This is a genomic window from Bacteroides sp. 3_1_23, assembly GCF_000162555.1.
GTDB classification, from domain to species: Bacteria; Bacteroidota; Bacteroidia; order Bacteroidales; family Bacteroidaceae; genus Bacteroides; species Bacteroides ovatus.
This window is the reverse complement of sequence record NZ_GG774952.1, coordinates 108844-121259: the sequence shown is the minus strand read 5'-3', so window position 1 is coordinate 121259 and position 12416 is coordinate 108844. Positions and strand designations below refer to the sequence as shown.

The window sequence follows — 12416 nt, the reverse complement described above, 5'->3', positions numbered from 1 at the left end:
GGCTTTTTAATTAGTTAAACATGAATAAACATCAACTTTGCTGCATCGGTCACATCACATTAGACAAAGTAGTCACTCCTCAAAACACTGTCTACATGCCGGGAGGAACAGCTTTTTATTGCTCACATGCCATCCGCCATTTTAATGATATCGATTATGCGCTGGTAACGGCAGTAGGTGCCACTGAAATGAAAGTTGTAGAGCAGCTGCGCAAAGTGGGTATTAACGTAACTGCCTTACCGAGCAAACACTCCGTATACTTCGAGAACATCTATGGAGCCAATCCGGACGACCGTACCCAACGGGTATTAGCGAAAGCCGATCCGTTCACAGCCAGTCAGTTGAAAGAGATAGATGCGCAAATCTACCATCTCGGCTCTCTGCTGGCTGACGACTTCTCATTGGAAGTAATCAAAGAACTATCTCAAAAAGGGTTGATTGCAGTAGACTCACAAGGCTATTTACGTGAAGTGCGTGACACCCACGTCTATCCGGTGGACTGGACAGATAAGAGAGAAGCCTTGCAATATATTCATTTCCTCAAAGTCAACGAGCATGAAATGGAAGTACTGACCGGTCTTTCCGACCCGCATGAAGCTGCCCGCCAATTATATGAATGGGGAGTGAAAGAAGTATTAGTCACATTAGGCGGCATGGGCTCACTTATCTTCGACGGAAAAGACTTCTATCGTATTCCGGCTTATAAGCCCAGAGAAGTGGTAGACGCAACGGGATGTGGAGACACGTATACCATCGGCTATTTATATCAACGGGTATCAGGTGCCGGCATCGAAGAAGCCGGTCGTTTTGCAGCCGCCATGTCTACATTAAAAATAGAGAAATCAGGTCCTTTCAATGGCAGCAAAGAAGACGTCATTCAATGTATGACCACTGCGGAACAAATGTTTTAAAACAGGAAAGGCATGAACCACACCGGTTCATGTCTGAACTTTTTCAACAGTCTCCTCACCCTTTTGTGTTAAAAACAAGCATCCTCTCTTTTTTCCCAAATCTTTTTTGAATTTCGTTTGTTTCCTTTGTTACTCTCGCCAAAAGACGGCAGAAAAAAGACTTCAACCTAAATAATAACAAATGGAAAAATTTAATGCAATGAGGACTAGACTTTTACAACATCTTCAGAAAAAAGCCATCAGGTCAAAGAGCATCATGACGCTTGTTTGCCTGCTACTGGCCTCTGCATCAGCCTTTGCACAGACAAAGACGGTGACAGGAACAGTGACGGACGCTGCCAATGAACCATTGATCGGCGCATCGGTACTCGTACAAGGAACTTCCACCGGAACCATCACGGACATGGACGGTAAATATTCAATCTCTGTCACTCCGGAGGACGTACTGGCATTTTCATACGTGGGGATGACTTCGCAAACCATTAAAGTGGGGACACAGAACGTCATCAATGTCACTTTAAAAGAAGATTCACAAGTACTAGCCGAAACAGTCGTTATCGGATACGGTAGTGCAAAGAAAAGAGACTTGACAGGTTCTATCACCAATATCAAAGGAGAAGAGTTAGCCAACAAACCGGCAATGAATCCGCTGTCTTCCCTTCAGGGGAAAGTGGCAGGTGTGCAGATTGTAAACTCCGGACGAGCCGGATCGGACCCGGAAATCCGTATTCGCGGAACAAACTCCATCAACGGATATAAACCGCTGTACATTGTCGACGGATTATTCAATGACAACATCAATTTCCTGAATCCGGAGGACATCGAATCCATGGAAATCCTGAAAGACCCGTCATCTCTGGCTATCTTCGGTGTTCGCGGTGCGAATGGTGTTATCATCATTACCACAAAGAAAGCCAAAGAGGGACAGACACTGGTCAATATCAATACTTCTTTCGGTTTCAAGAAAGTGGTAGATAAAGTGAAATTGGTGAATGGTTCACAATTCAAGGAACTATATAACGAACAGCTTGCCAATCAGAAAGATGACCCTTTCGATTATACCGGCTGGGATGCCAATACCGACTGGCAAGACGAAATTTTCCAGACTGCTTTCATTACAAACAATAACATCAGTATTACAGGGGCTTCGCCCAAACATAGTTTCTACCTGGGAGTGGGCTACTCTTACGAACAAGGAAACATCGAGCATGAAAAATTCAGCAAGGTAACCATCAACGCAAGTAATGATTATAAGATTACGGACTTTTTGAAAGTCGGTTTCCAATTCAACGGAGCACGTATGCTTCCTGCAGATTCCAAACAGGTGTTGAATGCCCTGCGTGCAACTCCTATCGCTCCGGTATATAACAACGAATACGGATTATATACGGCTCTGCCCGAATTCCAGAAAGCGCAGATCAACAACCCGATGGTAGACGTCGAATTAAAAGCGAATACTACCAAAGCGGAAAACTACCGGGCATCCGGTAATATTTATGGTGAGGTAGACTTCCTGAAACATTTCACGTTCAAAGCGATGTTCTCCATGGATTATGCGTCGAACAACGGACGGACATATACACCGATCGTAAAAGTATACGATGCCGCTGTCAACGGAGGGATCTCTACTTTGGGAACAGGCAAGACCGAGGTCAGCCAGTTTAAAGAGAATGAAACAAAAGTTCAGAGTGACTACCTGTTGACATACACCAACAGCTTTGATAATGGAAATCATAACCTGACAGCTACCGCCGGTTTTACTACCTATTATAATTCGTTGAGCCGATTGGACGGAGCACGCAAGCAGGGGGTCGGACTGGTTATTCCGGATAATCCGGACAAATGGTTTGTCAGCATCGGCGATGCAGCTACCGCTACCAATGGAAGTACTCAATGGGAACGCAGTACATTATCCGTACTTGCACGCGTGATCTACAACTATAAAGGCAAATACTTGTTCAACGGTTCTTTCCGCCGGGATGGTTCTTCCGCTTTCTCCTACACAGGAAATGAATGGCAGAACTTCTTCTCGCTGGGTGGAGGTTGGCTGATGTCCGAAGAAGAATTTATGAAAGACATCAAATGGCTGGATATGTTGAAAATCAAAGCATCTTACGGTACGTTAGGAAACCAGAACCTGGATAAAGCCTACCCTGCCGAGCCCTTATTGACCAATGCTTATTCGGCCGTATTCGGTAAACCGTCCATCATTTATCCCGGATACCAGCTTGCCTATCTTCCTAATCCTAACCTGCGTTGGGAAAAAGTAGAAGCCTGGGAAGCCGGATTTGAAACGAACCTGCTTCGCAACCGCTGGCATTTTGAGGGTGTTTACTATAAGAAGAATACCAAAGATTTGTTAGCCGAAGTTCCCGGAATTTCCGGAACTATCCCCGGTATCGGAAACTTGGGAGAGATCCAGAATAAAGGAGTGGAAATGGCTGTCACCTGGCGCGATCAGATTGGTGATTGGGGATATTCCGTCAGTGCCAACCTGACTACTATCAAGAATGAGGTAAAAAGTCTTGTTCAGGAAGGATACTCCATCATTGCCGGAGATAAGCAGCAAAGTTACACAATGGCAGGTTATCCTATCGGATATTTCTATGGTTACAAAGTGGCAGGCGTTTATCAGTCACAAGCAGATATTGACGCATCACCCAAAAATACATTGGCTACCGTTACCCCCGGTGACCTGAAATTCGCCGATGTGAACGGTGACGGAGAAATCACCCCGGAAGACCGTACCATGATAGGTAACCCGACTCCAAAGGTAACTTACGGTTTTTCTCTCGGAGTAGACTATAAGAATTGGTCGTTAGGCATCGACATGATGGGACAAGGTGGAAACAAGATTTTCCGTACATGGGATAACTACAATTTTGCCCAGTTCAACTACCTGGAACAACGTTTGGACCGCTGGCACGGAGAAGGTACGTCCAACACCCAACCGTTGCTGAACACCAAACATTCTATCAATAACTTGAATTCCGACTATTACATTGAGAACGGTAGTTTCTTCCGTATCCGCAACGTACAGTTAGCGTATACGTTCGACAAGAGCTTAATTTCCAAAATACGTCTGCAAGCTCTGAAAGTCTATGTCAACATACAGAACTTGAAGACATGGAAACATAACACCGGATATACTCCTGAACTTGGAGGAACTGCCACCGCATTCGGAGTAGATAACGGTAGTTATCCTGTACCTGCAGTCTACACCTTCGGCATTAACCTAACATTCTAGTGACAAGGTGCCACTGCCAGTTTTCCATGCGGAACACAACTTTAATCTTTAAAACTATCATTATATGAAACTGAATAAATATATATTTGCAACCCTTATTACTTCAACTACATTATTTCTAGGTAGCTGTAGTGACTTTCTGGATCGTAGTCCGCAAGGACAGTTCACGGAAGATGACAATCCGAACGCTCTGGTCAACGGTAAGATTTATAATGTCTATACGATGATGCGTAACTATAATGTGACAGCCGGCCCTCCTGCTTTTGCCATCCACTGTTTTCGTTCGGAAGATTCGGAAAAAGGAAGTATTGCCAGCGATGGCTCTGATGTAGCCGAAATGTATGATGATTTTGTGTATACACCGACCAACGGCCTACTGGGTGCTTATTGGGGACAGAATTATGCCATCATCTACCAATGTAATGAGATTCTTGATGCCATTGCAGAAAAAGAAACAGCCGGACAAACAGAAACTGAAGACATCATCAATAAGGGAGAGGCCTCTTTCTTCCGTGCTTATTGCTACTTCAATCTGGTAAGAGCTTTCGGCGAAGTTCCTTTGGTAACTTATAAAATCAACGATGCTTCGGAAGCCAATATCCCGAAGACAAGTGCTGATAAAATCTATGAGCAAATCGACAAGGACCTGAAAACAGCAGAAGAGTCATTGCCAGAAACATGGAGCAGCGAATACACCGGACGACTGACTTGGGGAGCTGCCCGTTCCTTACACGCGCGTACTTATATGATGCGCAACGACTGGAACAATATGTACACAGCCTCCACCGACGTCATCAAAAAGGGGCTCTACAACTTAAAGACTCCGTATAATGAGATTTTCACGGATGATGGTGAAAATAACGGAGGTTCTATATTCGAGTTGCAATGTACAGCTACTGCCGCTCTTCCTCAAAGTACCGTTATCGGTAGCCAGTTCTGTGAAGTACAAGGTGTACGCGGAGCAGGTCAATGGGACTTGGGATGGGGATGGCACATGGCAACAGAGTATATGGCGCAAGCATACGAACAGGGTGATCCACGCAAAAACTCTACCCTACTCTACTTCCGCCACTCGGACAGCGATCCTATCACACCGGAAAACACCAACGAACCATACGGCGAGTCTCCGGTTTCTCCGGCAATAGGTGCTTACTTTAACAAGAAAGCCTATACCGACCCGGCTTTGCGCAAAGAATATACCAACAAAGGATTCTGGGTAAACATTCGTCTGATCCGCTACGCAGATGTACTGCTGATGGGAGCCGAATCAGCTAATGAAAAAGGTATTCCGGGTGAAGCAATCGACTATTTGGAACAAGTACGCGCACGCGCCAGAGGCACCAATAGCAATATATTGCCTAAAGTGACGACTACCGATCAGGGAGAATTGCGTGAGGCCATCCGCCACGAACGCCGTGTGGAATTAGGGTTGGAATTCGACCGTTTCTATGACCTCGTTCGTTGGGGCATTGCAAAAGAAGTGTTACACGCAGCCGGTAAAACCAATTATCAGGACAAAAACGCACTGCTTCCACTGCCACAGACAGAGATCGACAAGTCTAAGGGAGTGTTAGTACAGAACCCCGACTACCAATAAGAAAGTTCCTCGGTGCCGAACGGTTGTTTCCTCGGTGCCGAAACTACTGTTCCTCGGTGTCGAACAATGTCCTCCTCGGTGCCGAACATTCAACGCATCAGGAGGACTTTATATGAATAGAGATAAAAGTAACTATAATAATATGATATACAAAAAGTTAAGTCTATCCGTCCTGTTGTTTGCCGCAGGTTTTCTAACCGCGTCGGCACAAAAGTCGCCACAGGATATGGATCGTTTCATCGACGTATTGATGAATAAAATGACGCTGGAAGAAAAAATCGGACAGTTAAACCTTCCTGTCACCGGAGAGATCACTACGGGACAGGCTAAAAGCAGCGACATCGCCGCAAAAATCAAGAAAGGCGAAGTGGGAGGATTGTTCAATCTGAAAGGAGTAGAGAAAATACGTGAAGTACAGAAACAGGCTGTGGAAGATTCCCGGCTGGGTATTCCGTTATTGTTCGGGATGGACGTTATTCACGGATACGAAACGATGTTCCCTATCCCGCTCGGTTTGTCTTGCACCTGGGACATGACAGCCATTGAAGAGTCTGCCCGCATTGCGGCTGTAGAAGCGAGCGCCGATGGGATCTCATGGACTTTCAGCCCGATGGTGGATATTTCACGTGACCCTCGTTGGGGACGCGTATCCGAAGGTAGTGGCGAAGACCCGTTTCTCGGTGCCATGATTGCCGAAGCGATGGTGCGCGGCTATCAGGGGAAAAACATGGAACGGAATGACGAAATCATGGCCTGCGTAAAACACTTTGCGTTATATGGGGCAGGCGAAGCCGGCCGCGACTATAACACCGTGGATATGAGCCGCCAACGAATGTTCAATGATTATATGCTACCGTATGAAGCAGCCGTTGAAGCGGGTGTAGGTAGCGTGATGGCTTCTTTTAATGAAGTAGACGGTATTCCGGCCACTGCCAATAAATGGCTGATGACGGATATTCTCCGCGGACAGTGGGGATTCAACGGTTTTGTGGTAACTGATTATACCGGCATTTCAGAAATGATCGATCACGGTATCGGTGATCTTCAGACAGTATCCGCCCGTGCCATCAACGCCGGAGTGGATATGGATATGGTAAGCGAGGGTTTTGTAGGGACACTGAAGAAATCCGTTCAGGAAGGAAAAGTCTCTATGGAAACATTGAATACGGCTTGCCGTCGTATTCTGGAAGCCAAATATAAACTGGGATTGTTTGATAATCCTTATAAATATTGCGATCCGAAACGTCCGGCACGCGACATCTTTACCAAAGCCCATCGTGATGCAGCCCGCAGAATTGCAGCAGAAAGTTTCGTTCTTCTGAAGAATGACAGTCCCGACGGTAATCCGAACGGAAATCCGTTGTTGCCTTTCAACCCTAAAGGAAATATTGCAGTAATCGGTCCGTTGGCAAACAGCCGTAGCAATATGCCGGGTACATGGAGCGTAGCAGCTGTGCTCGACCGTTGCCCTTCTTTGGTAGAAGGATTGAAAGAGATGACAGCCGGAAAAGCGAATATCATGTACGCTAAAGGAAGCAACCTGATTAGTGATGCAAGTTACGAAGAACGGGCAACGATGTTCGGCCGTTCCCTGAACCGTGACAACCGCACCGACCAGCAGTTGTTGGACGAAGCATTGAACGTAGCCCGTCGGTCGGATATCATCATCGCAGCGCTAGGCGAATCTTCTGAAATGAGCGGTGAAAGCAGCAGTCGTACAGACTTGAATATTCCCGACGTACAACAGAATCTGTTGAAAGAACTTTTAAAGACAGGCAAACCGGTGGTACTGGTGTTATTCACCGGACGTCCGCTTACGCTGAACTGGGAACAGGAGCATGTGCCTGCCATTCTGAATGTATGGTTCGGAGGTAGTGAAGCCGCTTACGCCATTGGTGACGCCCTCTTCGGTTACGTCAATCCGGGTGGTAAACTGACTATGACTTTCCCGAAGAATGTCGGCCAGATACCTCTTTATTATGCGCACAAAAATACCGGACGCCCATTGAAAGATGGCAAATGGTTCGAGAAATTCCGCAGCAACTATCTCGATGTGGATAATGATCCGCTTTATCCGTTCGGTTACGGCCTTTCTTATACGACGTTCTCTTACAGCGACATCGACTTGAGTCATTCTTCCATGGACATGAACGGTTCGTTGACCGCGGCAGTGGAGGTTACCAATACCGGAACATGGCCCGGCTCGGAAGTGGTACAGCTTTATATCCGCGACGTTGTGGGTAGCAGTACCCGTCCCGTCAAAGAGCTGAAAGGTTTCCAAAAGATATTCCTGGAACCGGGAGAAATGAAGATTGTCCGTTTCAAGATTGCTCCGGAAATGCTTCGATACTATAATTATGACTTGCAACTGGTTGCCGAACCGGGCGACTTTGAAGTGATGATCGGTACGAACAGCCGTGATGTGAAAACCGCGAAGTTCACGTTAAACTAAACTTTTATCACCTTGATTATGAACGATAAATATAAAAGAATAATAGAAATGAGTGCACTTCCGCTCATGTTACTATTTCTATCCGCCGTTGCCCTGACTTTCCAGAGCTGTAAAGGGAAAAGCAAAAGCAACAACCTTTCCGCAGCCACCGACTCGTTATCGGACGACGCCCTGATGAATACCGTCCAGCGACGGACTTTCCTCTATTTCTGGGAAGGTGCCGAGCCGAATAGCGGCTTGGCTCCCGAACGTTATCATGTGGACGGCGTTTATCCAGAAAACGATGCCAACGTAGTCACTTCCGGCGGCAGCGGCTTCGGCATCATGGCTATCCTTGCGGGAATCGACCGCGGTTACGTCACCCGCGAAGAGGGACTGGCACGAATGGAACGCATCGTTTCTTTCCTCGAAAAGGCAGACCGTTTCCATGGAGCCTACCCTCATTGGTGGTATGGTGATACGGGCAAGGTGAAACCATTCGGGCAAAAAGATAATGGGGGCGATCTGGTAGAGACCGCTTTCCTCATCCAAGGGCTGCTGGCCGTACACCAATATTACGTCAACGGAAACGAGAAAGAGAAAGCCCTCGCCCAACGGATCGACCAGATTTGGCGGGATGTCGACTGGAACTGGTATCGGCAAGGCGGGCAAAACGTTCTTTACTGGCATTGGAGTCCGACGTATGGCTGGGAAATGAATTTCCCTGTACACGGTTACAACGAATGTATGATTATGTATATTCTTGCCGCCGCTTCTCCTACACACGGAGTACCTGCGGCTGTCTATCATGACGGTTGGGCACAGAACGGAGCCATCGTTTCTCCGCATAAAGTGGAAGGAATCGAGTTGCACCTCCGCTATCAGGGCACCGAAGCCGGACCGCTTTTCTGGGCTCAATACTCTTTCCTCGGACTTGACCCGGTGGGACTGAAAGATGAATACTGCCCCAGCTACTTCCACGAAATGCGCAACCTGACACTGGTGAACCGTGCTTACTGCATCCGCAACCCTAAACATTACAAAGGTTTCGGACCGGATTGTTGGGGACTGACCGCCAGCTATTCCGTCGATGGATATGCAGCTCATTCGCCCAATGAGCAGGAGGACAAAGGAGTAATCTCCCCTACCGCCGCACTTTCATCCATTGTCTATACACCGGAATATTCCATGCAGGTAATGCGCCATCTGTATGGTATGGGAGATAAAGTGTTCGGTCCTTTCGGATTCTACGATGCTTTCAGCGAAACGGACAATTGGTATCCGCAACGTTATCTGGCTATCGACCAAGGTCCTATTGCTGTCATGATCGAAAACTACCGGACCGGATTATTGTGGAAACTCTTCATGAGCCATCCCGACGTACAGGCCGGATTAACCAAACTTGGTTTTAACACCAACAAGCAAGACGTGAGACAGAAATAAGAGGAAATCTCGGTGTGCGGAAGTGGTCTACTGACCACCTCCACCACCGGTGTTTCCACCTCCTCCGCCGCCACCTTTCACATCGTCATTGTCGATGCTTCGTGCGGCTTTCTTCACACTGGCTTTCAACTCTCCAAGCCGATAGCTGATACTGAAACCGTAATACCGGCTCGGATATTTGCTCGAACTCTTCGAAATAAAGTTAGCTCCTTCTGTGTGGTTATTGTAAGTTCTGTATTTCTCCAGAACATTGCTGCAATAAATATTCAAAGAAAGACGTTCTTCTTTCAGGAAAGAACGGCTCAATCCCAAACTATAATAACTATATCCTGAACCTTTTCCCTGCAAACTGATTCGGGGTGTGCTACCTCCGCCGTTCAGGCTCAAACGTACTTTTCCCGGTAAGGTCTGCTGAATTCCTCCATAAGCAGAAGCATTCCATCCATAATTGTGCAACTCTTGGGCAGGACTCCGCAAATCGCTATAATTGCCACGTCCATTGACGTAAATTCTCGTTTTAGGAGAAGCGTTCCAGTTCAAATAAAAGTTCAATCCTGTTTCCCGGCTCTTTCCGATATTACCGTATGTGCTATACAGTGCACCGTAGGGAGCTTTATGCCCATCTTCAAAGATTTCTCCGTCTTTATCAGTAATCAAACGGCTGATTCTTTCAATTCCATTGTTATTGAAAGAATGACGCAAAGAAAGATTGATGTTGAACTTGGACGTAAAACTGCTGTAAGACAAGTCGAACGAATGACTCTTCTCACTCTTCAGGTTCGGATTTCCCTGATTGATAAACATCGGATTCTGATTATCGAAATAAGGATTCAAATTCCAGATACCCGGACGCCAGATACGCATATTATATCCACCACGCAAATTCTGCGTCTTTCCTAGTTTTATTCCCAAGGAAACGGAAGGAACCAGATCACTAAAATTCGAATCAAAGTTCTCGCCCGGACCCACCAGATACTTCACCTCTTGTATGGTTTGCTCATAACGTAATCCCGGTTTGAAAGTAAATCCCTTGTATTTCAGCGTATATCCGGCATAAGCAGAGAGAATATGATTCAAATGACGGTACTCGCTACTACGATTCTCATTATATGCATAGTTTTCACTTGCTCCCTCGGCTTCATAAAACCGATTATCACTGGAGTTACGTCGGAAAATATATTTGGCACCGGTTTCAATTGTATGCAGCTTTCCAATCGGAGTAGTATAGTCCACCTGGAAAGTCTGCTCCATCGTATTTGTCTTTCCGTCCGAATGGAAATTCTTTAATGACAATTCTTTAATGATATCCAGTTTATTCTCATCAGGCTCGATGTCCAGATAAGTATTATATGAATCATTCGTTTGGGGTTGGGAATTGATTTTATAAGAAAACGTAATCATCCGTTCTTTATTTTTTCGGGAAGTACGTTGATAGTCTATATTTCCGTTGATAGAATACCATGACCCTTTTCCATGATTGTCGGTTCTATAACGGTACGCAAAATCCTGTCGATCAGCTCCGTGCATAATCGTATTTCCGCCACTGTTACTTTTGTCACTGCTACCGTACATTCCGAAAGCCACGGTCAGCAACCTCAACGTATCAATCTCGTAACTGGCTTCCAAATTGCCATACTGGAAATTCCCTTTCGACTTGGAGCTACTTTCCGATTCCAGATATTTTTCATTCTCTTTATCCGGTTCGTAGTTTTCGCGATAACTGTCGGAATAGCTGCGCGGGCTATTATTATAATTGTAGTTATAGTTGGCAGAAACAGTCAGTTTACCTTGTTTCACCATTGCGTAAGTGCCGGCACCTACTCCGTTATTATTAGCATTTCCTCTGAAAGTAGCCGTGTATCCTTCAAATCCGGAACCTACTGTGACGATATTCAGAATACCTCCGATACCTTCCGCATCATATTTAGCTCCCGGTGAAGTTATCACCTCAATATATTTGATCGTGTTTGCCGGCATACTTTTCAGTACTTCCTTCGGATTATTACTCATCATATTATTGGGCTTTCCATTTACATGTATCTTGAAACTGCTACTGCCGTTTACTTGTACATTGTCTTCTCCATCCACCGTTACCAAAGGCACTTTCCGAAGCATCTCCAATATACTGTTCGATTTTGAGTCCGGGTCATCTTCAATATTATATTCAATCTTATCCACATCTACCTTTACCAAAGGTTTTTGTGCAACTACCTCCACTCCTTTCAATACGTTATTGGCCTCTGAAGAAATCATTGTGCCCAAGTCAACCTCCTTCACGGACGGTTTTAGAGTAAATTCCTTTACTATCGGCGCTTTACCAATCGAAGAAATAGTGATGATGTAATTGCCCGCAGCGACATTCAGTTTCTCCTGAAATTTACCATTCGCCCCAGTCACCGCCATCTTGACTGCTTTATCCGGAGCATTTTTCTTTGCTATTTTGATGGTAGCATACGGTTCTCCCTCTTGTGTTAAAGAATCAATAAGTACTCCTTTGACTGTATAAGAAGGAGCTGTGGATTTTTGTGCCCACCCCGCCGCCACGGAGGTAGCGAATACGAATAGAATTAGTAGTAACAGTCTGTGTTTCATGACTAGAAATATATTAGTTTATGTTTATTAGACGCAAGACATTCAAAAATGCTGCAAATTCGAGAGCCAAAAGTAGTTGGTTTATCTACACTTACGAATTTTTCGGAGTTAAGAATATAAAACGAATGGATAAAAAATCTTACTACAGTATATTTCTTGCATTTTTAAACTTCATTTACCCTCCCCTTATTTTTC

At 45.6% G+C, this 12416-nt stretch carries 6 protein-coding genes; 5 read left to right on the top strand and 1 reads right to left on the bottom strand.

Annotation, left to right across the window (positions count from 1 at the left end):
• The first annotated feature begins 20 nt into the window (after positions 1 to 20).
• The 5 genes from HMPREF9010_RS10870 to HMPREF9010_RS0124490 all read left to right on the top strand — a co-directional run bounded on the left by HMPREF9010_RS10870 (position 21) and on the right by HMPREF9010_RS0124490 (position 9629).
• Positions 21 to 911, top strand: a complete 891-nt coding sequence (locus tag HMPREF9010_RS10870) for a carbohydrate kinase family protein (protein ID WP_008642866.1) — start codon at positions 21 to 23, stop codon at positions 909 to 911.
• A 181-nt stretch (positions 912 to 1092) separates the two neighbouring features.
• Positions 1093 to 4158, top strand: a complete 3066-nt coding sequence (locus HMPREF9010_RS10875) for a SusC/RagA family TonB-linked outer membrane protein (protein WP_008649431.1) — start codon at positions 1093 to 1095, stop codon at positions 4156 to 4158.
• A gap of 64 nt (positions 4159 to 4222) precedes the next feature.
• Entirely contained in the window at positions 4223 to 5755 is a 1533-nt protein-coding gene (locus HMPREF9010_RS10880; RefSeq protein ID WP_008649430.1) for a RagB/SusD family nutrient uptake outer membrane protein, read from the top strand.
• 142 nt (positions 5756 to 5897) lie between these two features.
• A complete protein-coding gene (gene bglX / locus HMPREF9010_RS0124495) occupies positions 5898 to 8207 on the top strand; it encodes a beta-glucosidase BglX (RefSeq protein WP_004324488.1) in 2310 nt (769 codons plus the stop codon).
• Positions 8208 to 8225: 18 nt separating this feature from the next.
• Positions 8226 to 9629, top strand: a complete 1404-nt coding sequence (locus tag HMPREF9010_RS0124490) for a glucoamylase family protein (RefSeq protein WP_085939307.1) — start codon at positions 8226 to 8228, stop codon at positions 9627 to 9629.
• A 27-nt stretch (positions 9630 to 9656) separates the two neighbouring features.
• On the opposite strand, the gene HMPREF9010_RS10885 is transcribed toward HMPREF9010_RS0124490, so the two are convergent.
• Complete coding sequence (locus HMPREF9010_RS10885; RefSeq protein ID WP_008649428.1) at positions 9657 to 12221, bottom strand: outer membrane beta-barrel family protein; 2565 nt, start codon at positions 12219 to 12221, stop codon at positions 9657 to 9659.
• Positions 12222 to 12416 lie beyond the last annotated feature (195 nt).

Excerpts from the sequence above, each read along its gene's own strand:
- HMPREF9010_RS10870 (WP_008642866.1), top strand. The coding sequence starts at position 21 with ATGAATAAACATCAACTTTGCTGCATCGGTCACATCACATTAGACAAA.
- HMPREF9010_RS10875 (WP_008649431.1), top strand. The coding sequence starts at position 1,093 with ATGGAAAAATTTAATGCAATGAGGACTAGACTTTTACAACATCTTCAG.
- HMPREF9010_RS10880 (WP_008649430.1), top strand. The coding sequence starts at position 4,223 with ATGAAACTGAATAAATATATATTTGCAACCCTTATTACTTCAACTACA.
- bglX (WP_004324488.1), top strand. The coding sequence starts at position 5,898 with ATGATATACAAAAAGTTAAGTCTATCCGTCCTGTTGTTTGCCGCAGGT.
- HMPREF9010_RS0124490 (WP_085939307.1), top strand. The coding sequence starts at position 8,226 with ATGAACGATAAATATAAAAGAATAATAGAAATGAGTGCACTTCCGCTC.
- HMPREF9010_RS10885 (WP_008649428.1), bottom strand. The coding sequence starts at position 12,221 with ATGAAACACAGACTGTTACTACTAATTCTATTCGTATTCGCTACCTCC.